21 protein-coding genes and 1 pseudogene are annotated in these 22,405 nt (G+C 52.7%); 12 read left to right on the forward strand and 10 right to left on the reverse strand.

The features are described from left to right. Positions 1 to 148 (forward strand): annotated as a pseudogene (locus M891_RS24080) (IS200/IS605 family transposase); the annotation flags it as partial. A gap of 147 nt (positions 149 to 295) precedes the next feature. Here the strand turns inward: M891_RS24080 and M891_RS0116430 are convergent. After that, positions 296 to 700, reverse strand: coding sequence for an iron chaperone (locus tag M891_RS0116430; RefSeq protein ID WP_016314039.1), 405 nt, complete (start codon positions 698 to 700; stop codon positions 296 to 298). A 322-nt stretch (positions 701 to 1,022) separates the two neighbouring features. Between M891_RS0116430 and M891_RS0116440 the strand changes: the two genes are divergently transcribed. Continuing rightward, the gene (locus M891_RS0116440; RefSeq protein WP_028539588.1) at positions 1,023 to 2,759 is read left to right on the forward strand and encodes a tetratricopeptide repeat protein; all 1,737 of its coding nucleotides are present in this window, start codon (positions 1,023 to 1,025) and stop codon (positions 2,757 to 2,759) included. Between the two features lie 108 nt (positions 2,760 to 2,867). Continuing rightward, positions 2,868 to 3,827: a thioredoxin-disulfide reductase gene (trxB, locus tag M891_RS0116445; RefSeq protein ID WP_028539589.1), complete on the forward strand. Its 960-nt coding sequence runs from the start codon at positions 2,868 to 2,870 to the stop codon at positions 3,825 to 3,827. A 282-nt stretch (positions 3,828 to 4,109) separates the two neighbouring features. On the opposite strand, the gene M891_RS0116450 is transcribed toward trxB, so the two are convergent. From M891_RS0116450 to M891_RS0116465, 4 genes are read right to left on the reverse strand one after another with little or no spacing between them, the layout of a single operon-like run. Next, on the reverse strand, positions 4,110 to 4,712 hold the full coding sequence (locus tag M891_RS0116450) for a response regulator transcription factor (protein WP_028539590.1): 603 nt from the start codon (positions 4,710 to 4,712) through the stop codon (positions 4,110 to 4,112). Beyond that, complete coding sequence (locus M891_RS0116455) at positions 4,709 to 5,923, reverse strand: sensor histidine kinase (protein WP_028539591.1); 1,215 nt, start codon at positions 5,921 to 5,923, stop codon at positions 4,709 to 4,711. The genes M891_RS0116450 and M891_RS0116455 overlap by 4 nt, the downstream gene beginning before the upstream one ends. 6 nt (positions 5,924 to 5,929) lie before the next feature. Further along, the gene (locus M891_RS0116460; protein WP_028539592.1) at positions 5,930 to 6,667 is read right to left on the reverse strand and encodes an ABC transporter permease; all 738 of its coding nucleotides are present in this window, start codon (positions 6,665 to 6,667) and stop codon (positions 5,930 to 5,932) included. Positions 6,668 to 6,669: 2 nt separating this feature from the next. Then, the gene (locus M891_RS0116465; RefSeq protein WP_028539593.1) at positions 6,670 to 7,581 is read right to left on the reverse strand and encodes an ABC transporter ATP-binding protein; all 912 of its coding nucleotides are present in this window, start codon (positions 7,579 to 7,581) and stop codon (positions 6,670 to 6,672) included. A gap of 279 nt (positions 7,582 to 7,860) precedes the next feature. Between M891_RS0116465 and M891_RS0116470 the strand changes: the two genes are divergently transcribed. The 3 genes from M891_RS0116470 (at position 7,861) to M891_RS0116480 (ending at position 11,170) form a co-directional block, all read left to right on the forward strand. After that, positions 7,861 to 9,270, forward strand: a complete 1,410-nt coding sequence (locus M891_RS0116470) for an ABC transporter substrate-binding protein (protein WP_028539594.1) — start codon at positions 7,861 to 7,863, stop codon at positions 9,268 to 9,270. A gap of 70 nt (positions 9,271 to 9,340) precedes the next feature. Further along, entirely contained in the window at positions 9,341 to 10,312 is a 972-nt protein-coding gene (locus M891_RS0116475) for a carbohydrate ABC transporter permease (RefSeq protein WP_028539595.1), read from the forward strand. 3 nt (positions 10,313 to 10,315) lie between these two features. Next, the gene (locus M891_RS0116480; RefSeq protein WP_016314029.1) at positions 10,316 to 11,170 is read left to right on the forward strand and encodes a carbohydrate ABC transporter permease; all 855 of its coding nucleotides are present in this window, start codon (positions 10,316 to 10,318) and stop codon (positions 11,168 to 11,170) included. Between the two features lie 162 nt (positions 11,171 to 11,332). Here M891_RS0116480 and M891_RS0116485 read toward each other — a convergent pair whose 3' ends face one another. The 5 genes from M891_RS0116485 to M891_RS0116505 form a co-directional block, all read right to left on the reverse strand. After that, the gene (locus M891_RS0116485; RefSeq protein ID WP_028539596.1) at positions 11,333 to 12,073 is read right to left on the reverse strand and encodes an ABC transporter permease; all 741 of its coding nucleotides are present in this window, start codon (positions 12,071 to 12,073) and stop codon (positions 11,333 to 11,335) included. 1 nt (position 12,074) lies between these two features. Continuing rightward, complete coding sequence (locus M891_RS0116490; RefSeq protein ID WP_028539597.1) at positions 12,075 to 12,791, reverse strand: ABC transporter permease; 717 nt, start codon at positions 12,789 to 12,791, stop codon at positions 12,075 to 12,077. Then, positions 12,788 to 13,702 carry an ABC transporter ATP-binding protein gene (locus M891_RS0116495; RefSeq protein ID WP_016314026.1) on the reverse strand — a complete coding sequence of 305 codons (915 nt, stop codon included), beginning with the start codon at positions 13,700 to 13,702 and terminating at the stop codon, positions 12,788 to 12,790. The genes M891_RS0116490 and M891_RS0116495 overlap by 4 nt, the downstream gene beginning before the upstream one ends. 213 nt (positions 13,703 to 13,915) lie before the next feature. Then, on the reverse strand, positions 13,916 to 15,322 hold the full coding sequence (locus tag M891_RS0116500; protein ID WP_028539598.1) for a sensor histidine kinase: 1,407 nt from the start codon (positions 15,320 to 15,322) through the stop codon (positions 13,916 to 13,918). Next, on the reverse strand, positions 15,319 to 15,999 hold the full coding sequence (locus tag M891_RS0116505; RefSeq protein WP_028539599.1) for a response regulator transcription factor: 681 nt from the start codon (positions 15,997 to 15,999) through the stop codon (positions 15,319 to 15,321). The genes M891_RS0116500 and M891_RS0116505 overlap by 4 nt, the downstream gene beginning before the upstream one ends. 198 nt (positions 16,000 to 16,197) lie before the next feature. On the opposite strand from M891_RS0116505, the gene M891_RS0116510 reads away from it, so the two are divergent. The 6 genes from M891_RS0116510 (at position 16,198) to M891_RS0116535 (ending at position 22,318) form a co-directional block, all read left to right on the forward strand. Further along, positions 16,198 to 17,469: a DUF438 domain-containing protein gene (locus M891_RS0116510; protein WP_028539600.1), complete on the forward strand. Its 1,272-nt coding sequence runs from the start codon at positions 16,198 to 16,200 to the stop codon at positions 17,467 to 17,469. A 353-nt stretch (positions 17,470 to 17,822) separates the two neighbouring features. Continuing rightward, on the forward strand, positions 17,823 to 18,773 hold the full coding sequence (locus M891_RS0116515) for an ROK family glucokinase (RefSeq protein ID WP_009224998.1): 951 nt from the start codon (positions 17,823 to 17,825) through the stop codon (positions 18,771 to 18,773). 271 nt (positions 18,774 to 19,044) lie between these two features. Beyond that, on the forward strand, positions 19,045 to 19,935 hold the full coding sequence (rapZ, locus tag M891_RS0116520) for an RNase adapter RapZ (RefSeq protein ID WP_028539601.1): 891 nt from the start codon (positions 19,045 to 19,047) through the stop codon (positions 19,933 to 19,935). Positions 19,936 to 20,059: 124 nt separating this feature from the next. Further along, positions 20,060 to 21,004, forward strand: coding sequence for a gluconeogenesis factor YvcK family protein (locus tag M891_RS0116525; protein WP_009224996.1), 945 nt, complete (start codon positions 20,060 to 20,062; stop codon positions 21,002 to 21,004). A 5-nt stretch (positions 21,005 to 21,009) separates the two neighbouring features. Beyond that, positions 21,010 to 21,939, forward strand: a complete 930-nt coding sequence (gene whiA, locus M891_RS0116530; RefSeq protein WP_016314020.1) for a DNA-binding protein WhiA — start codon at positions 21,010 to 21,012, stop codon at positions 21,937 to 21,939. Between the two features lie 109 nt (positions 21,940 to 22,048). Further along, on the forward strand, positions 22,049 to 22,318 hold the full coding sequence (locus M891_RS0116535) for an HPr family phosphocarrier protein (protein ID WP_009224994.1): 270 nt from the start codon (positions 22,049 to 22,051) through the stop codon (positions 22,316 to 22,318). The last annotated feature ends 87 nt before the right edge of the window (positions 22,319 to 22,405 follow it).

A 22,405-nucleotide genomic window follows, 5' to 3' on the forward strand; every position in this document is an offset into this window, starting at 1 on the left:
GGGATACTACGTAAGCACAGTGGGCTTGAATGAGGCCACTGTCGCAAAGTATATCCGCGAGCAGGAAGCACATGACCAGGCAATCGATAAACTGAGCGTCAAAGAGTATGAAGATCCATTTAGCAGAAACGGTAGCAAGAAAAAGTAAACCAGTTTAACTGGTAAGTGAAAGTGACAAAAACACTGAGCCTGAACAATTTTATTGTCAGGCTAGCGTCTTTAGGCGCAGTTTGGCAACAAGGGGTTATACCCCAAGAGCAAACCACCCGTTGGACGGGTGGTTATGATTGGCGAGTTAGGGGTTCTTCCTCGGCTTCTTAGCCGCTTTGGCTTCGGCGGCCCGGCGATTTTCCTCTGCGCGGAAGAGAACCATGCGGCGAATCAGATCCAGCGGCAGCGGCTGGTCCAAAGGAAACTGTACGGACCCTTTTCCGCCTTGGTACTGGGACAGTTCCTCGGCAAATTGCTCCGTTCCACTCGGGGTTGGGTAGAAACCGATATGTTTCTTAAACGCTGCAAAATGTACCAGAACTTTGCCATCAGTTTCAAAAGTCGGCATTTTGTAACTGATCCGCTCAGTGGCGTGAGGCGCAATCTCATGGACCAGCTTACGGATTTGCTGCAATCTGTCCTGAATCTCCGGCGGAAATTGGGCGATATATTCGTCGATCGTCGTAAATTGGGGGTGGTTCGTGTCCATCGTCCGGAAGCCCTCCTTTAGTGTCGTTTTTTTCTAAGAAGAAAAAACCAGATCGCGTAAATGACCAGTAAGAGAATCAATAAGGCAATAACCGTATTTTCCCAAACAAAATACATTATGGGGATAGCTCCTTTCTCTACAAATATCTTAATAATTCGCTTGCGGAGCGTGGATTTCCTTCCAGACGCGGCACATCCGTTATTTTCCGCTTGGATTCCCCGTGGGAGGACAGCTTCTCCTATGTTATACTGTGGAATGGAGAGTTTACCTGAAACGTACGGAAAGTAGACTTGGAAGATTGAAATCAAAGGAGGTGCCTTGCTTGAAGGAAAGAAAGCGACCGGCTAAGAACCAGCGGGGGAAAGTACTGCCGATCTCGATGGATGCGGGATTTTTCTTCGAGAGAGCCGTTTCTTCGTTGGACCGTTATCGCTATGACAAGGCATTAAAATATTTCCGCAAAGCCGTGGAATACGAGCCGAGCAACCCGGTGAATCACTGCAATATGGCCGGGATTCTATCGGAGATGGGAGACTATGCGGCATCCAATGAGGTGCTCCAGACCGTGCTGGAGGAGATCGACCCGTCCATGACGGAATGTTATTTCTATATGGCGAACAATTACGCCAATATGGATATGTTTGAAGCGGCCGAAGAAGCGCTCATCCGTTATTTGGAGGAGGATGAACAAGGACAGTTCCTGAGCGAGGCCGAGGAGATGATCGACCTGCTGCAATACGAGCTGGATCGCCCGACGAAATTAAAGAGCATCAAATCGCGCCATGGCGTCTATGAGCACGATCAGGCGCGTGCGTTGCTGGAGGAAGGCAAGTTCGCACAAGCCGTTAAAATGCTGGAGGAGCTGGTGCAGACTCGTCCTGATTTTCTGGCGGCCCGCAATAATCTGGCCTTAGGGTATTACTACCTCGGATTGTTCCGCAAAGCGGTAGAGACCGTGGAAGAGGTGTTGGTGCAGGATCCGGGTAATTTGCACGGCTTGTGTAATCTGGCGATTTTTTATCAGCATGCCGGGAACCGTGAGGCGTTGGAAGAGTTGGCCGGGCGATTGGAAAATATCGTTCCTTTCCACCAAGAGCACGTGTTCAAGCTGGCAACAACGATGGGCATCTTGGGGCGGCACGAAGCGGCCTTTGGCCATTTTCAACGGCTGATGCGCGGGAGTGAGACGAACTTGGATGCCAGCCTGTATCACTATGCGGCTGTGGCTGCCTACCATACGGGGCGGAAGGAGGAAGCCGAGAAGCTCTGGAAGGCTGCCAAAAGACTGGATCCCAGCTCGAGTGTGCCGGGCTATTACTTGAACATTCTGTCTCAGGAGCGTGAACATCCCGAGGCAGAACCGGTTCCGGTGAATTACCAGTACCTGCTGCCGTTCGAGGAGCAAATGAAACGCTGGGAGGCTTCGGAAGAAGGGATCCCGGCTGAGATGAAGGAGAACCCGCTGATTCGTTCCTCGTTCTTCTGGGCGCTGCGCCACGGGGATCACAAAACCAAGCTTCAAGTCATTCAAGCGATGGGCCTGATCGCTGACCAGGAGGTTGAGGAGGCGCTGCAAGCCTTCTTGCTGGAGCCGGATGAGGATGCGTATTTGAAAGAAATGGCTTTGTTTGTCCTCCGCAATCTTGGCGTGAACCAGCCGCTGCCCGTTCGTTCTGGAGCAACGACAACGCTGGTTGATCCGAGCCGGGTATCTACACAGCTGCCGGTATGGCGGAGTGAGTGGCAAGCGGTGGTAGATTTGGCGCTGGAGCGGATGAAGCCGAGCTTCGATCTTCAGCAGCAGCATGATATGGAGACGTTGTGGGCGGAGTTTCTTACCCGGTTATATCCGGATACGCCAACGGTCTCCCATTTGGAGGGCTGGGCCGCAGCGCTTGAATATTTGACGGCCAAAATGCACGGGCAATCCGTTACCTACGAGCAGGTGGCGCAGAAATACAATATTTCCGCTTCTACGGCTCGTCGTTACGTTCAACGGGTGGATGAAGTTTGCGGCGTGAAGGAGAAGCTCGCGGACATTTTTCCTTCGGTCCAATAGTTTGATGGGTAAAGCAGGTCCAACTTGGGGAAAATTTGATGGAGTATTCCATTTACATAGGAATCGACGGGTCGAGCTATTTCCTAGGAACCAAGGAGGTACGAGCGTATGCACAAAGTATTGGTGATTGGAACGGGGCCGGCCGGATTAACGGCGGCGATTTATTTGGCGCGGGCGAATCTGAGCCCGGTGGTGATCGAGGGGCTGGAGCCGGGCGGTCAGTTGACCACGACGACGGAAGTAGAGAATTTCCCCGGCTTTCCGGAAGGCATTATGGGCCCTGAGCTGATGGACAATATGCGCAAGCAAGCAGAACGGTTTGGCGCACAGTTTCGGGCCAGCTGGGTGGAGAAGGTGGATTTCTCCAAGCGGCCGTTTCAAGTGACGCTCGAAGGCGGTGAGGTGCTGGAATCCGAATCGGTGATTATATCGACCGGGGCCTCGGCGAAATATTTGGGCATCCCGGGCGAGCAAGAGAATGTAGGACGAGGGGTCAGCACCTGTGCCACCTGTGATGGGTTCTTCTTCCGCGGCAAAAAACTCATCGTTGTCGGAGGCGGTGACTCCGCTATGGAGGAAGCGAATTTCCTGACGCGATTCGCGACCGAAGTGACGATCGTGCATCGTCGGGAGGAGCTGCGCGCCTCCAAAATCATGCAGGATCGCGCCAGATCCAACGAGAAAATCCACTGGGCACTTAACCGCACACCGTTGGAAGTGGTGACGGATGAGGACGGCGTCAAAGTGAAAGGCCTGAAGGTGCGGAACAATGCCGATGGGCAAGAGGAGCTGCTGGAGGCCGACGGAGTGTTCGTGGCGATTGGTTATACGCCAAACACGAAGTTTCTCGGCGGCGCCGTAGAGACCGACGCCCACGGCTATATCGTGGTGAAGCCGGGAACCACGGAGACGAACGTGCCGGGGGTATTTGCCTGCGGCGACGTCCAGGATACGCGTTACCGCCAAGCGATCACCGCGGCGGGTTCCGGCTGTATGGCGGCGATGGACTGCGAGAAGTTCCTGGAGGGCAGCATGGTGCATGATTGGAGCGGCCCGACGGGGAGTTAACGTTGGGGACACAGGACGGTCTTTTGCTGTCCGAAATGTATTCGAAAAATCGAGTATATTGAGGGGATTTCGGCGATTTCAAAGGATTGTATATGAAATTTCATACACATTTTGCCGATCCGATCCTAAACCGCAAGAATCTATATGAAAAATCGAGTACATTTCAGGTTTTCGATCATCTAACACCTGAATGAACACGAAAAATCGAATAGATTGCAACGTGAAAATTTAAGAGGACGCCGAGATCGGCGTCCTCTTTTTGGCGTTATGATATTTGCGTACTTAAATCCATCCGTTCTCCTCGGCGAGGCGAACCGCTTCGATGCGGCTCTTGACCTCCAGCTTGTTCAAAATTTCGGAAATATAATTACGAACGGTGCCGTAGGACAAGTGCAGAGAAACCGCGATTTCGCTGGCGGTGCAGCCTTTAGCAGCCAGCCGCAGAATATCTTGCTCGCGGGCGGTCAAGGGATTGTCCCGGCGGAGGCTGCCGAAGACCAGCTCCGGCGAAGCTTCGCGGTGGCCGGCCATCACCCGTCGGATCGCCTCTGCCAGCCGATCGCTGGATTCATCCTTGAGCAGGTAGCCTTGGACGCCGGTCTTCACTGCCCGTTCGAAGTAGCCGGGACGCGCGAACGTCGTTAAGATGATGACGCGGCACGGCGATCCCTGGGCCTGCAGCCGTTCGGCCACCTCCAGCCCGCTCATCAGCGGCATCTCGATGTCCATGAGGCAGACATCGGGGCGCAGCTTCTCGATGAGCGCCAGCGCCTCCGCGCCGTCTCCGGCCTGGCCGACGACCTCAAGGTCGTCCTCCAGATCGAGCAGGGAGGCCAGCGCCCCCCGCAGCATCCGTTGATCCTCGGCGATGACGATGCGTATCATGCGGTTTCACCTTCTTTAGCAGCTTCTTTCACGATGAGCGGGATGGTGATCTGCAGCCGAGTGCCCTGGCCTACCCCGGCTTCGGAACCATCCGCACTTTCCAAGCTCCCCGCTCCGACGGTTAATGTGCCGTCGATCAGCGACAACCGCTCGGCCATGCCCTTCAAGCCATTGCCTGCGACACTGTCGCCCGAAGGCGGGGCCAGCCGATCGCTGCCCGCCTTCCCCGAGGACAACCCGATCCCGTTGTCCTCGATCTGCAGCCGCACCTCCGCCGGTGCGGTCTCAATCGTGACGACGCAGCGCGTGGCCCGGCTATGCTTGACGATGTTCGTCACTGCCTCTTTGATGCAGAGGCTGACGATGTTCTGCATCAAGTCCGACACGCCGGCGAGTCGCGGGTCGCCTTCCACGTCGAGGGCGATGTCGGCTGCGCGAAGGATTTCGCTGGCTTCCGCCAACGCCTCCGCGACGGTGATCGCCCGCATGTCGGAGACGAGCTCCCGCACTTGTCGCAGCGCGGCCCGGGAGGTACGCTGGATCTCCCGCGCCTCAGCTTGGGCCCGTTCCGCATCTTTGGCGGCGAGCTTCTCGACCAGCTGGCTTTTGAGCGTGATTAGAGATAAAGTATGGCCGAGCGTATCGTGTAAATCGCGGGCGATGCGCATACGTTCCTCCCGCTTGATCAGCTCCTTAATCTGCTCGTTCGCCCGGTCCAGTTCCCGCTCCAATTGCTGCCGTCTCGACATTGAACGGATGCCGTAAGGCATCACCAGCATAATGACCAGAAAAGGCAACATAAACGGCAGATCGCTGGCAACCAGATTCCGGGCGCCAAACAGGAGCGACAGTACTTCTACTGCAGCGAAGCAGGAAATAGCCACATGGAACTTCTTGTGATCGGTGTACCAACCGATGAAGTTCGAGGTGAAGAAGCCCAAATAGAAGTTATACGGACTATAGAACATACAGAGCGCCAGAATGAGGGCCATTTGCAGCGCAAGCCACAAGTTGAAGACTTTGCCGGTAACCCAGTATAACTGGCGATAAGTCACGGCAAACAAGACGATCATTGCGCAGCCGATCCACAGCTTGATTCCATGCTCTCCCCGAATATTGAAGAAGGGAAGAATCAAGTAGATCGGCCAGACGTAGGGGAACCAGCCGTATTTTTTCGGAAACCATTCAAACTGGAACTTACCTAACTTCATTTGGAGTTACACCGCTTCCTGTTTTTTTCGGATATATGTGGATAGTATCATAAACAGGAAGAGGTAGCCCAGCAAAATCAGCACGCTTTGCCAGCTCGGGGCATCCCCTTGAACGATGGACCAGGCCCCGCTTCCGAACTGGTAGGAGGGTAGCCATTTGCCGATGGCCTGCATCACCTTAGGCAGCACTTCGAACGGCATCCACATACCGCCTGCGACGGCGAGAAGCAGGTACACAACGTTGCTGACGCCGCTCGCCGTATCCACGCGCTTCATCAGACCCACCAGCGTCCCCAACGCGAGAAAAGGAAGCGAAGCTGCAATGATCCACAACCCGCTGGAAATCCACAGATACCAAGGCAGTGTTACCCCGTTAATTAAATACCCCGCGATAAAAATAAACACTACGGAAAACAGGTGCATCATGGTTTGGCCGAACATTTTGCCGAAGAAATAAATCGAACCGGGCAGCGGCGTGATTCGCATGAAGGTCGCCCAGCCTTGGGTACGCTCCTGCACCAGGCGGATGCCAAGCGTCATAATCGCCGACCCCATTACGCTGAAGGTCGTCATGGACATCAGGTAATACGCCCGCCATTCACTCGGATTGTCGGCCCCGGTATTAACGACCCGCGTGAAGATAAAGTAGAACAAGACCGGCATCAACAACGACCAAAATACATAATAGGGGTTGCGGATCACCCGAAGCATTTCCGCTTTACATTGCATCGTAATGGTACGCATCGTTAGATTGCCTCCTCTTCATGGTTTGTCGTCAGCTGTTCGAACGCTTCATCCAACCGTCCTTGCTCGATCTGGATGTCGTGCACGGGCAGACCGGCGGTAAACAACGCTGCCAATGCTGCGTCGGTATCCTCCGTTGTCACATGGATACGTCCGTCTTTGTTGTAGCATTCCGCGACAGGGGAGAGCGCCAGCAATCGGCTCCGCAGTTCGGGACCATCGCCGTCGGCAAGGAAGGAAATCGAACGTTTGACAATCCGCGATTTGATCGCTTCAGGCGTGCCGTCTGCGACTAAGGAGCCCCGGTTAAACAACAAGATTCGATCGGCAATATCGTCGGCTTCTTGCAAGTAATGCGTTGTGAAAACGACCGTCTTCCCTTGTGCGGCCAACTTGCGAACGCTGTCCCAGAAGCGGCGGCGCGACGTGATGTCCAGCCCCACTGTGGGCTCATCAAAGAAGAGCAACTCCGGGTTCCCTGCCAAGGCAAGGGCAAAGCTAAGACTGCGCTTCTGCCCGCCGGACAGCTTCTCGGCATAGCGGTTTAAATCGCTATTGGACAACCCCGTCAGACGAACCAATTCGTCTATCGCCATCGGGTTGGGGTAGTAGCTGCGAATCAGCTCCAGGATTTCGCGTACCTTTAGCCGATCCATCACGCTGACCTCCTGCAGCATCGCCCCAGTCCGCTCGCGGACCAAGCGGTCTTTCGGCGGCTTTCCGAACAGTTGAATCGTTCCGGCTGTTGGTTCCAGCAAGCCGAGCAGCATCGAGATCGCCGTCGTCTTCCCGGCTCCATTTGGTCCTAGAATGGCGGTGATGGTGCCTTTGGAAATGGTAAATGATAGATGATCTACCGCTTTTTTATCTTTGAAGCTCTTGCTGACGTCCTTCATTTCAATAATAGGTTCCACGAAAGCTTCGCCTCCGATCAAGGTTTCATCTTGGTTATTTCTTCCTCGGTTAACTTAAGCATAAAGGAACTGCGGCCCCTCTGTTAGTAAGGACTGTCATGACATTGAGATGACAATTGTCATTCTGATTTGAGTCTGAAAAGGCCCCCTCGATCTCAAGACCCAAAAATAGTTGAACTTTTCCCAATAAGCGCTTACTTATGGAGAACAAAAAGATGTATTAAAATGTGAATGCGGTTACAAAATACCGAGAAGAGTAAACAAAAGGGGAGGCAAAGCATGAAACGCATGAAACGTATGAAACACCTGTTGATCGGGATCTCCGCCTTGCTGGTGATGACAACAGCTCTCACGGCTTGCGGCGGCAATTCCAAGAATGAGTCGTCCTCGAACAATACAACACCTACGGAAACGAATTCTTCCGCAGGTAAAGGTTCCAGCGGCGAAAAGGTTACCATCAATCTGTGGAGCTTCACGGATGAAATTCCAAATATGACTACAAAATATTTGGAAACGCATCCAGACGCTAATGTTGAATTCAAAACAACGGTTATCGCTACAACTGATGGCGCTTACCAACCTGCGCTTGACCAAGCTTTGGCTGGCGGCGGCAAAGACGCCCCGGACATTTATGCTGCTGAAGCAGCGTTCGTTCTGAAATATACGCAAGGCGACGCTTCCGGGTATGCAGCGAACTACGCTGACCTGGGCTTGACTGACCAAATGGTTCAAGATGCTGGCATCGCTCAATACTCCGTAGATATCGGTAGTAAAGACGGCGAGCTGAAAGCTCTTGGCTACCAAGCAACTGGCGGCGCTTTCATCTATCGTCGTTCGATTGCGAAAGACGTATTCGGGACAGATGACCCAGCTGCTATCAAAAATGAAGTTGGTCCTGGTTGGGATAAGTTCTTCGATGCAGCTGCGAAGCTGAAAGCTAAAGGCTATGGTATCGTATCCGGTGACGGTGATATCTGGCACGCGATCGAGAACAGCTCCGACAAAGGCTGGATCGTTGACGGCAAACTGCACATCGATCCGAAGCGTGAACAGTTCTTGGATCTCTCCAAGAAGTTGAAAGACAACGGTTACCACAACGACACGACAGACTGGACAGAAGCATGGTATGCTGACATGTCCGGCTCCGGTGCTCAACCGATCTTTGGTTTCTTTGGTCCAGCTTGGTTGATCAACTATGTCATGAACGGTCAAGTTAAAGATACAAACGGTGACTGGGCTGTAACTGAACCACCAACAGGGTTCTTCTGGGGCGGTACTTGGCTCTTGGCTAACAAAGACGTAACGAAAGACGAAGCGAAGAAGAAAGCGGTTGCTGATTTCATTAACTGGGTAACGTTGGATACCTCTGAAACCGGCCTCCAATATTTCTGGGCAAACGGTACGATGAAAGAGGGCGAAGCAGGTACGAAGGATAGCGTAGCTTCCTCCGTGGTGATGGCAAAATCGAACGGTGAAGTTCCAATGCTGGGCGGTCAAAACATGTTTGACATCTTCGTTCCAGCGAACGAGAACGCTTCCGGTAAGAACTTGACGCAATACGACGAAACGATCAACAAACTGTGGCGCGACCAAGTTCGCGAATACACGGCAGGCAACAAATCCCGTGAAGATGCGATCAAAACCTTCAAACAACAAGTTAAAGACCAACTTGGCATCGACAGCGAATAAGAATACGCAGTAGATGCGAAGGGGCGGGGAATATAACCCGCCCCTTCATATCCATGAAAGAGGTGAAAGCATGCGCCGCAAAGGTGTTAACTATTCGAGATACGGTTACTATTTTACGTTGCCATTTGTGTTGGCTTTTTTGGTTTTTTCACTGTATCCGATTCTCTATACGGCCGTGATTGGCTTTACTAACTTACAAGGGATTATCCCTAAACCATTGGAAATTCTCGATAATCCGTTTCAGAACTTTAAAGATCTGATCCTTGAAAATGCTTCTTTCAAGAAGTCGCTTGTGAATACGTTTATTCTTTGGATTGTGAACTTTATTCCGCAGATCGGTCTTGCGCTGCTGCTTACGGCCTGGTTTACGAACAAACGTCTGAACATTAAAGGCCAAGGCGCGTTTAAGATCATGCTCTATATGCCGAATATTATCACTGCAAGTACGATTGCAGTGCTTTTTAGCTCTCTGTTTGCATATCCGATGGGGCCGGTAAACAGTCTGTTCCAGTTGTTAGGTTGGTCGGATGCTCCAATTTTCTTCCTGCAGGATAAGACGACAGCACGTGGGATCGTTTCCTTCATTCAATTCTGGATGTGGTACGGGAACACGATGATTATTTTGATTGCAGGTGTCATGGGGATCAATCCAGCGATCTTCGAGTCTGCTGCGATTGATGGAGCTAACGGCTGGCAGACCTTCTTCAAGATTACCTTGCCAAGTCTGCGCACCATCATGCTATATACGTTAATTACGTCCATGATCGGCGGTCTGACGATGTTCGATATTCCGCAATTGTTCCTTCAAGGCGGACCGGACGACTCCACGCTGACCACCTCGATGTTTATCTATGGGCAAGCATTTAAAGGAAGCTATATGTATAACCGTGCGGCTGCCGCAAGTATGATTCTGTTCGTCATTGCCGCTGCATTGTCCGCCATCCTGTTCTATTTGATGCGTGACCGGGATGCGGCGAAATTAAATAAATTGATTAAGCAACAAAAGAAAGCAGAACGTGCAGCTATGAAAGGGGAGGTGTAAGCCATGGAAAAAATTAAAGAAGGCAGTGCGGTCGCTCTCCGAATTAATCGGACGATCGTATATGTCGTATGTATTTTGCTGGCACTCCTCAGCATCCTTCCATTCTGGATCATGTTCGTGAACGCTACGCGTTCAACGGCAGAGATCCAAGCGGGCCTTTCGTTGCTCCCATCTACTCATATGATGAGCAACCTGAAGGTACTGCTGGACAAGAGCTTTGATCCGCTTCAAGGCTTCATGAACTCGTTTATTATCTCGGGTTCGGCGACTTTGTTGACGGTTTATTTCTCGTCCTTGACAGCCTATGGTCTGGTCGCTTATAGCTGGAAGCTGCGTCAACCATTCTTTACCTTTATTATGGCAGTGATGCTGATTCCAGCACAGGCCAGCTCGATCGGTTTCTATCAATTTATGTACAAAATTCATTGGACCAACAATCTGTTGCCTTTGATTTTGCCAGCGATCGCAGCTCCAGCAGTTGTATTCTTCATGCGTCAGTACCTGCTGGGTACGCTCTCGCTTGAGATCGTGGAAGCGGCGCGCGTTGACGGCTCCGGTGAATTCAAGACATTTAACCGGATCATTCTGCCGCTGATGATGCCGGCGATTGCAACGCAAGCGATTTTCGCCTTTGTTGCGAACTGGAATAACCTGTTTATGCCGCTCATTTTGTTGACGGATAAGAGTAAATATACGATGCCGATTATGGTCAGCTTGCTGCGCGGCGATATTTACAAGACAGAATTCGGTTCGATCTACATGGGTCTGGCATTGACGGCGTTGCCTCTGTTTATCGTCTACTTCTTGCTGTCCCGGTACATTATTGCCGGTGTAGCGTTGGGCGGCGTCAAAGAATAATCGGGCAACTCACTTGCCTGGCTTGAAAGCCAAATGAAAGATGAATAACCTCCCCATTAAATAGAAGGCCTGTAGAGGGTCTGGATGGCTAACATGCTCATCCGGCTCATCTACAAGGCCTTTTTTGTATTCAGTGGATCAGGTTGATGTAGTTTGATTGATTTATACCGCTTTGCGGCGGAAGTACAACATCCCAGCGATCAGGAACAACAGGAAGCTGCCGAGAACCGTAATGAGCAAACTCTCGTACGGCAGGTTAAAGGCACCGTAATCCGCTTGCCCGCGCGGCATCATGGCCAGCAACGGCTGTGCCCAAGGATAGAAAGGGCCAATCTTGTCTGAATTGATGATCAGCAGATTTGGAATCGTCAGGGATACGTTCACCGCAAGCGGCGCTGCGAAGCTGGACCACACCAGCGAGACGCCCAGCTGTAAGGCAACCAGTGGCATACAGGCAATCCAGCCGCCGATAAGGCTCGTGGCGATCATCCCCCATGGCATTGGGCCAGAGATCCCTTGGAATAGGGCTACAATCAACAGGGCAGCTAGAAAGAGCAGCTGAGAGGCGGCTAATAAGACGGCAACGACGGTGAATTTGGCCAGATAAACTGCGCTCCGTGAGACAGGAAGCACCAGCAGCTGCTTCCAACCGCCGCCCGTGTGCTCATAACGGCAGAGGAACGACGGAAATAAGCCGGACATAATTGGCAGAAATAGTAGTGCATGAAGCATCGACATGGCGCTGATCAAGAGCGGCCAGACTGCTGCATCGGCCCCCTTTGGCAGATTAACCAGGGCGCCGATCAAGGCAGACAGGGCCGGGCTGATCAGCAGGACGAGCCAGAGGCGCGAGCGTGACATTTTGAGCCGTTCTGCGGCCAGTACGTTCAGGAACGTCTTCATCTTAATCCACGTCCTTTCGGTTGAAATGAACAAGTCCAGTCAACAGGATAACTGCGCCGCAGGCAAGTCCGGCTGCGACAAACCATTCGCGGTGTGGTCCTTCGAACCCGAACAACGGCCAGTTCAGTGGAAACCACTCGGACAGGTTCAATGTAAACGGCGAAAGGATGGAAATCGTGACGCCAAGGGATACCGGCAACGACTGGTTCCGATAGGAGAGCGACAGCCAGAGCTGGAGGGCCAGCAGCGGCAACGCGGCAAAAAACGGATAGAACCCAAGGCGAGCCAAATCCGCGTAAGGGATGGAACTGGCCTCGAAACCGAGAGCGATACCTAGAATTACGGTTACGACCGATAACAGCACGCAGGAAACGGACAGCAACAGGAAGCACAGCAGGAATTTGGCGCAATACACCGCGGTCCGTGAGATCGGCAGAGCCAGCAGTTGCTTCCAGGAGCTAAGCTGATGTTCGACGTTCGCCACTAGCGAGCTGACCAAGGTACAGCCGAGATATATCGCAATCGGCACGAAGAAGGAAATATTCTGCAGGAGACCTCCCCACAGGTCATCGGCATATTGCTTGGTCAACCAGTCGTAGCGCAGCCCGAAATTGAGCGCCTGCATGGCGACCAATCCGAGCGGAGCGAGAAAGATAAGAAACCAGATACCTTTACGCCGGATCTTCAAAAAGTCGGCTGAGAGGGAGCGTAACATCATACCGCGGTCCCCTCCCCAATGACCTGCATAAAGATATCCTCCAGCGACTTCTTCTTCTGCTCAACGCGATAGATCGCATGTCCGTTCTCCACCAGCTGTTTGACCAGGCGTGCGACCTGGGCGTCAGCCATCCCCGGGAACGAGAGAACTCCGCTTCGCAGCTTGCCGATGGCGCCTAGATCACGGGCTACCCAAAGGGCTTCATCCGGCTCTGAAACAACGAGTTCCATATCGTGAGCCGCCTGAAGCCGCAGATTGTCGATTGTATCCTGAAACACCATCCGACCTTCGCGGATAATGCCCACTTTGCTGGCCATCAGCTCCATCTCCCCGAGCAGGTGGCTGGATACGAGCACAGTGATGCCGTAACGCTTCGGCATGCTCTTAATTAATTCGCGGATCTCATGAATCCCGGACGGGTCCAGTCCGTTGGTCGGTTCGTCCAGGATGAGCAGTTCAGGGTTACCCAGCAACGATGCGGCGATGCCCAGGCGCTGCTTCATCCCCAGGGAGAAGCCCTTCACCGGCCGTCGTGCTTCGCTAGACAGCGAGACGATATCCAGCACCTCGTCGATGCGCGATTTCGGCACCTGCAAGATACGGCGGATCGCTTCCAAGTTGTCGATGGCGCTCAAATGTCCATAATAGGACGGGGATTCGACCAGCGAACCGATGCGGCGCAGAATCGCCAGCTTATCGCGTTGCAGCTCGCGGCCAAAGATGCGGATGCTGCCCGAAGTGGGCTGAATTAAGCCCAGCAGCATGCGGATTGTTGTGGTTTTCCCTGCACCGTTAGGTCCGAGGAACCCGTAGATGTCCCCCTTCGCAATCTCCAGGTTTAAGTGGTCCACGGCGTAACGGCCGCGATATTTTTTGGTTAAACCTTCCGTTTGAATGATCATTTCACTCACGAATTATCACCTCGTCATGATCATATCGCCCGGAGGTTAAAGGCAAAGGCGGGATAAGTTTAAGATTCGTTTAATTTTGGAGCGTGGAACATTTTTACACACAAAACGGGGATTGCTCCCTCACAAAAATGTATCATTGCAGGCATCGCGAATCGCTGAGATACTGCCTCCGAATCGAGGGAAAGGAAGCAGCTTTGGAGACAGTCTCTCTCCTTATTTCAACGACAATTTCGCCGCTGGATAAATATACACTTTCGTTCCGGCTTCACTGGATATGGTGGCTCGTGCGAGTCCCATTTCTCGGAGCAGCAGATCGACGATTTGCAGGCCTAGCCCCGCGCCTCCATTTGCGGAAACCGACCCCATGCCAGGGCCGTGGTCGCTGATCGTGAGAGCCGTAGTGCCCTCGTATGGCTCTACCGCAATCCCGGCATACCGACCCGATCCGGCATGGCGGACCAGGTTCTGGAACAGGTTATCGAGTACGCGGCGGAACCCTTGGGCATCCACGTTCCAGTAAATCGGCTGCTCTGGCAGCTCAATATCGGCTGTAATCCCGTTCTTCTCCCAGACAGGGTACCAGGCCGCCGCACTTTCCCGCACGATCCGCAGGATATCCAGCCGCTCCAAGGACATGGCATACCGTCCGCTGGAGAGCAGGTTGTACGATAACAGATGATCCATCAGTCCGGATAAATCACTGATTTTCGTCTCCATCAAAGCCAGGGATTGCTTTCCCTGTTCGGATAGAGATTCCTGACGGAGCGAATACAAATGGCTGCCCAGCACGGTTAACGGCGTCCGCAAGTCATGGGACAGGTGGCTGATCAGGCTCTTGCGCAGCTCCTCTTCCTCACGCTCCCGCTGGCGACTGTCCTTCAGGGCGAACACCATATGGTTAAAAGCGAGCTCCAATCGACCGATTTCGTCCGGACGCCCTTCCTCGATGGGGGACGGCAGACCATCGGGACCCGGACGGGTCATGCCGGCTTCCAGGCGCAGCAGGCGCTTGCGGATATCGCTGAAGAACAGATAGGAGAGCAAGACGAACGCCCCTAGCAGAATCGCGATAAACACGCCGTAAAAGCGATTGTCGCTAAACTGCTCCCCTTTTTGAATCACCATATATTTACGCGGGAGCTCCAGCACCATGAAGCCTTGTTTGGCTTGTTCGTCCCCGCCAATAAAAGCGACGACCGTAAAAGGATCAGCATCTACACGCTGCTTCATGAAGGCGATGGTATCCTCTAGGGACCATTGCGGGGGCACCGACGCTTGTTCCGGCAGCTGCAGGCGGGTCATGCCGGCGGTGTCGACCCAATACAGCGCGGCGTCAGGATACCGATGCTTCATCTCTCTAAGCTTCGCGTTGATGGTCTCGGCTTGAGCTCCCTCGAGCTCAGCAGCCGCTTGATGCCAAGCGGCCTCAATTTGTTTTCCGGTGCCATAAGGACGGATCTCGTGTCCGTAATGGTCAGGGTTTAGGAGCACATTCACCCCCCAGGCTGCAATGAAGCTGATAGGAATCATGACAGGAATAAAGACAAATGCGATCCCTAAAATCAAAACGTATCGCGTCAGCAGGGATTTACGGAACTTGCGCACTGGACGAAATTTCATGTTCTCACCCGATAGCCGATCCCGCGGATGGTTTCGATTACTTCAGGATTGGCAGGATCCCGTTCGAGCTTCTCGCGCAGGTGGCGGATATGCACCATCAAGGTTTTGTCCCCGTCGAGGTAGGGCTCGTTCCATACCGCCTCATAGATCTGCTCCTTGGTCAGGATTTGCCCGAGGTGGCGCAGCAGGTAGGCGAAAATATGAAACTGCTTGCCGGTCAGCACGATCTCCTCGTTGGTATCCTGATGGATAATCCGGTTTTCTTTCTCATACACAAGCAAATGTTTGATCCGCAGCGGCGCCGGGTCAGCAATCCCCCCGCTGCGGCGAAGCAGCACCTCGATTCGCGCGGCGAGCTCATCCGGATGGAACGGCTTCGTTAAATAGTCGTCGGCAAACTTCAATCCTTGCAGTTTGTCGTCAATCGAAGTGCGAGCCGATAGCATCAATACCGGCAGCTTCGGATACTTCTGCTTCAACCGTCCCCCAATCGTGAAGCCGTCTAACCCTGGCAGCATTACGTCCAGGATAACTAGTTGGCAATCGACAGCTTTCTCCACCGCCTGATCCCCGTGCTTCAGCCAGGTGACTGTATACCCGCGCGCTTCCAGGTTGGAGCTGACCCATTCCCCGATTTCGGGATCGTCTTCAATATATAGCAAATGTGTAGTAGGCATAATGACACTCCTCCTGACTCTATTTTGGCAAAAGACGGAACAAAAAGAAACGGGGGGTTCCGTGAAATATTTGTGATTGCAATCACAAGTCGGTGATTTTCCCTGTGCTACGTTGTTATTGAGAATGGTTATCAACGAAAGTCAACGAGACATTTCGAAGCTGAAATCAGATCGATTTCTATAAGGAGGGGTTAGGCGATGAGCGAACTGATTAATAACCGGGAGTATGGCGCACCGGAACAAAGCCGCCGGCAGCAGATGCTAAAGGAGATTATTAAGGAGCTGCATCAGGGGAAGAGCGTGGAGGAAGTGAAGGCGCGGTTTGAAGAGGCTGTCGGTGACGTGACGGTTGCGGAAATTTCTGCGATGGAGCATGCGCTGATGGATGAGGAGGGCATTCCAGTCGAAGAGGTTCAGCGGCTGTGCTCGGTGCATACGGCAATTTTTAAGGGCTCGATCGAGGACATTCACCGGTCGTCCAAGCCGGAGGAGCAGCCGGGGCACCCGGTGCATACCTTCAAGCTGGAAAATCGCGAGATCGAGCGGCTGGTGAATTTCAAGCTTCAGCTTCATCTGGACAAGTACCGAAAGGCCCCCAGCAGCGAGATCGTATACAAATTGTTAGAGGATTTAAACCTGCTGATGGATCTTGATAAGCACTATAGCCGTAAGGAAAACCTGCTGTTCCCGTATCTGGAGAAGTACGGCATCTACGGACCGACGAAGGTGATGTGGGGCGTGGACGACGGCATCCGCATGATGATCAAGGAAACGAAGGGCAAGCTGGCGGACGGCAGCGCGGATCCGGAGACGATAGTGATGGATCTGGAACGGATTATTAAGGAAGTCAATGAGATGATTTTTAAAGAAGAAAATATTCTGCTCCCGATGGCCCTTGAGAAGTTAACGGAGGACGAATGGGTCAGCATTGCCCGGGAAAGCGATCAGATTGGCTTCTGCTTAACCGCGCCGGAGCGCGAATGGATTCCAGAGCGCGTACCGCTGCAATCCTTGGGTGAAGAAGAGGAAGGAACCGCGCAGGCAGGTACGGAAGCAGGAGTTCCGCAAGGGTACGTTAAATTTGAGACCGGCGTTCTCTCGATGGAACAGCTGGAGGCGGTAATGAACCATCTTCCAGTGGATCTGACGTTTATCGATGAGAACGATGTCGTCCGATATTTCTCCCACGGTAAAGAGCGCATCTTTGCCCGGACGAAGGCGGTCATTGGCCGGACCGTACAAAATTGCCACCCGCCGCAAAGCGTCCATGTCGTCAACCAGCTGTTGGAGGATTTCAAGGCGGGGCGGAAGGATGTCGAGGACTTCTGGATTCCGGTGAAGGACAAATTTGTGTACATCCGCTATTTCGCTGTACGCAGTGAGGATGGACGTTATTTAGGAACGCTGGAGTTCACGCAGAACATCGCTCCTATTCGCGAGCTGCAAGGGCAGAAACGTATTTTGTCCTAGTTCCGAGCAAAAGCGGCTCGATCCTGTCCAATATGGCTTACTCCTCTTCTTGCATCCGGCGTTTGCATTTGCGAATGCCGGTTTTTTCATATAACGGAAACTACACTCGCTGACGCTTGCCTGTGATCTGTGTCATTTACGCAAAATCCCTTATCGGTATTGGGATTGCCGTTTCTTCCCTTCTCTTGACCGAACCGATGGGTTCGCTTATAGTTGGTACGTAGGAGAAAACTACTTGCGAAGGCGTTTTCAGTCATGGCGCGGAATAAAGCGGCGATGGATCGAGAATGGCCTTTTTGCACGTATAGGTACGTAAATGATCTATATATTTATGAAAAAGGTGGCTTGTGAAAATGTCTGAAAAAATCTACATTGGCGTTGACCTGGGAGGTACGGCAGTCAAAGTCGGCATTTGCAATGAAGAAGGGCAGCTTCTTCATACGTACGAAGGACCGACCGAAGTCGATAAGGGCGCGGATACGGTCGTGGCGAATATCGAGAAGTACGTCCGGCGTGTCGTGGAAGAATCGCCGTTCGCCTGGGAACAGGTGGCCGGGGTAGGCGCCGGGGTCGCCGGGTTTACGAATGTCCGCGAAGGGATCATCATTTTGGCGCCGAATGTAGGTTTGAAGGATTTCCCGATTCGCGCCATTTTGGAGGAGCGACTGGGCAAGCCAATCAAAATAGACAATGATGCCAATGTGGCCGCACTTGGTGAAGCTTGGGGCGGTGCAGGCAAAGGCATCGACAATTGCGTATGCTACACGCTGGGAACCGGCGTTGGCGGCGGGATCATCATTAACGGGAAGATTTATCAAGGCTTCTCCGGAATGGCCGGAGAGCTTGGACATATGTCTGTAGTTCCGGATCTGGAAGCGATCGGCTGCGGCTGCGGCCAAATGGGCTGCTTGGAAACCGTATCCTCGGCTACGGGGATTATTCGCATGGCAAAAGACGCTGTGGCGCGCGGTGACCGGACCTCGCTGGCTCATGTGGAGAACATTATGGCGAAGGATGTGTTTGACGCAGCTAAAGCGGGTGACGAAGCGGCAATTCGCATCGTGAACCGGGCGGCCTTCTATCTGGGCAAATCGATGGCGGCTGTCGCTGTCGTTCTGAATCCAGAGCTGTTTATTATCGGCGGGGGCGTGTCCAAAGCCGGTGACATTCTGTTTAACGAAGTTCGCAGCGTATTCGCCAAATTGACGCCGGAGCCGGTGCAACGCGGCATGCAAATCGTTCCTGCAACCTTGGGCAATGACGCGGGAATGGTCGGTGCCGCTGGCCTCTTCCTCCGTTCTTAATCATAAGGTAGTTCAAGAGGTCGTCTTTCCATCACGAAGCATCTAACGGACACCAGAGCCGTTATTTGCCTGTCGTGAACGGATGACAGTTTCTAGCGGACTGAGGAGACCTTATTTGTGGGAAATGCTGCTCAGTGGCCATTCTCAGAGCCCTTTAAGGTATCTGGGGTCCGTTACAGTGGGAAATAGCCGGGAAATCGAGAAATAGAGTCATTACGGTCCGTTACAATTAGATTATGGACAAGGAGAAGTACGCGAGGAGGGAATACTCATGCCGGAGAAAGAAACAAGTTCGGTCGCCAATCTGATCATTATCACGGGCATGTCGGGGGCAGGCAAGTCGCTGGCCGTGCGCAGTTTGGAGGATCTCGGATTTTTTTGCGTAGATAATTTGCCTCCGGTGCTGATTCCCAAATTCGCAGAATTGATTGAACAATCCAAAGGGAAAATCGCCAAGGTTGCGCTGGTCATCGACCTGCGCGGCCGGGAGTTCTTCACGGCGCTTTCGGAGTCGCTGGCATATATTAAGGAGCATTTCACCATTAAGTGTGAAATCCTGTTCCTCGATGCCACCGATTCGATCCTCGTGCAGCGGTATAAGGAGAGCCGCCGCCGCCATCCGATGGCCCCGGACGGGATGCCGCTGGACGGTATCCGGCTGGAACGCAAAATGTTGGATGATCTGCGGATGTCGGCAACTCAAGTGATCGATACCAGCAACATGAAGCCGGCACAGCTTAAGGAGAAGATCATTTCCCGATTCTCGCATTTGGAGAGCAGCAACCTATCGGTGAACATTACATCGTTTGGATTTAAATATGGGATTCCGATCGATGCCGACCTGGTGTTCGACGTGCGCTTCCTGCCGAATCCCCATTATATCGAGCAGCTGCGGCCGCTCACGGGACAAAACAGCGAGGTATATGAATATGTTATGAAGTGGCCGGAGACGCAGACATTCTTGGCTAAATTGCTGGATATGCTGCATTTCCTGCTGCCGCAATACCATAAAGAGGGGAAAAGCCAAGTCATCATCGGCATCGGCTGTACCGGCGGCAAACACCGTTCGGTTGCCATTGCCGAGTACCTGGGTAAGATGCTTGGCGTCAGCGAAACGGAAACGGTTCGCGTCAGTCATCGCGACGAAGGCCGGGACCGCTAACCAAGCCCCCTGCAAGTATAGAGGACATTCAAAAGGATAACCTGTTCCCTTTTTGAACCCTCATTAAGAGGTGAACCTAGTGATACATCGGGCTAAGGATATAAGAGTTCCGCGGATCGTTGTGATGGGCGGCGGTACTGGCTTGTCTGTCATGCTCCGCGGGTTGAAAGAGAGACCGCTCGATATCACGGCTATTGTAACTGTAGCCGACGATGGGGGCAGCTCCGGGATCTTGCGCAACGAATTACAAATGCCGCCGCCCGGGGATATTCGCAACGTACTTACCGCACTGGCTGACGTCGAACCGTTGTTGTCGGATATGCTGAACTATCGGTTTGCATCGGGTTCGGGGTTGGCTGGGCACAGTCTGGGCAATCTGATCTTGGCGGCAATAACCGATATTTCCGGTGATTTCGTCACCGCGGTGCGTGAGCTGAGCCGCGTCTTTGCCGTACGCGGGCGCGTGTTGCCGGCTGCGGGTCAGGCGGTCGTGCTGCACGCGGAGATGGAAGATGGTACAATCGTGACTGGGGAATCGAAGATCCCGGAGGTTCGAGGCAAGATCAAGCGCATTTTCCTTGAACCGGAAGAGGTCGAGCCATTGCCGGAGGCCGTAGAGGCCATTCGGGAGGCAGACGCTATTCTGATTGGACCGGGCAGCTTGTACACCAGCATTATTCCGAATTTGCTTGTACCGAAACTGGCAGAGGCGGTATTGGAAAATACTTCCGCAATCAAAATATTCATATGCAATGTTATGACCCAGCCGGGCGAAACGGACGATTATACGGTCAGCGACCATTTGCAAGCCGTGTATAATCACGTGGGCAAGCATTTGTTCGACTACGTTATCGTGAACGACGGCGAAATTCCGCCGCAGGTTCAGGATTTTTACGCGGAGAAAGGCGCCAAGCCCGTCCAGGTGGACTGGGATAACGTGACGGGTCAAGGCTATAAGGTGATTGCCGATACCCTGGTGTTGTTCCGCAGATATTTGCGGCATGATGCCGATAAATTAAGCCATCATATATACCAACTAGTTGAAAACTGGATTTTACGAAAGAGGTGAGTCTCTTGTCCTTTGCGGCGCAAACCAAAAAAGAGCTGACGATGGTCGAAGCCTCAGACTGCTGTGAGCAGGCTGAACTATCCGCCCTCATCCGAATGAACGGATCAGTGCAGGTTTCGAACAAGAAGATCGTTTTGGATATTTCCACCGAAAACGCCGCGATCGCAAGGCGGATCTACTCCTTGTTGAAGAAGCATTTCCACATTCACACGGAGCTGCTGGTCCGCAAAAAGATGCGCCTCAAGAAAAACAATGTCTACATCGTTCGCATTCCGGCTCGGGTGGAGGAGATTCTAAAGGAGCTGAAAATCGTCTCCGAGGGGTTTATTTTTCATCCCGGGATTAATCCGGAGCTCACACGGAAAAACTGTTGTAAGCGGGCTTATCTGCGCGGGGCGTTCATGGCCGGCGGGTCGGTCAACAATCCGGAGGGTTCGTCTTACCATTTGGAGATCGCCTCGATGTACGAAGAGCATTGCAAGGCGCTGGTCGATCTGGCGAACGAGTTTCATCTGAACGCACGTTGCATCGAGCGGAAGAAAGGCTTTATTTTCTACATCAAAGAAGGCGAAAAAATCATCGAGCTCCTCAGCATCATCGGCGCACACCAGGCGTTGTTCAAATTCGAGGACGTGCGGATTATGCGCGACATGCGCAATTCCGTCAATCGCATCGTGAACTGCGAGACGGCCAACTTGAACAAGACGATTGGCGCTGCGGTCCGTCAGATCGACAACATCAAGCTGCTTCAGAAGGAAGTGGGGCTCGAGAACCTGCCGGAGAAGCTGCGGGAGGTCGCCGAGGTTCGCCTGGCTCATCCGGATATGAACCTGAAGGAAGTGGGCGAACTGCTGAAAGGAACGGTCAGCAAATCGGGGGTAAATCACCGGTTACGCAAGATCGATGAGCTTGCTGAAAAAATTCGCGGAGGCTAATCTGGTTTTGCTGCTAGTGTGATTTGTACTCCGTATGCTATAATGATAGAAATTATAATGTCAACGAATGTGACGAAATGGATTGAATTCGTATAGGGGGTAAGTTTTCATGGTTAAACACCCGGTTACCGTTCGTTTGAAAACGGGGCTGCATGCTCGGCCGGCTGCGCTTTTCGTTCAGGAAGCGAATAAATATTCTTCAGAGATTTTCGTTGAGAAAGACGATAAAAAAGTGAACGCCAAGAGCATCATGGGGATTATGAGCCTTGCAATCAGCACAGGTACCGAGATTTACATTAGTGCGGAAGGTGCGGACGCTGAGCAGGCTGCAAACGCTTTAATCAATTTAGTCAGCAAAGAGGAGCTGGAGAACCAGTAAACGCTGGTTAAGCCTTAGCGAAACAAGGGGATGTTTCCGTGGAAGGATCACGGGATCATCCTTTTTTGCTTTATACTGCAACATTTG

Source organism: Paenibacillus sp. J14 (assembly GCF_000518465.1).
In the GTDB taxonomy this organism is placed as follows: Bacteria; Bacillota; Bacilli; order Paenibacillales; family Paenibacillaceae; genus Fontibacillus; species Fontibacillus barengoltzii.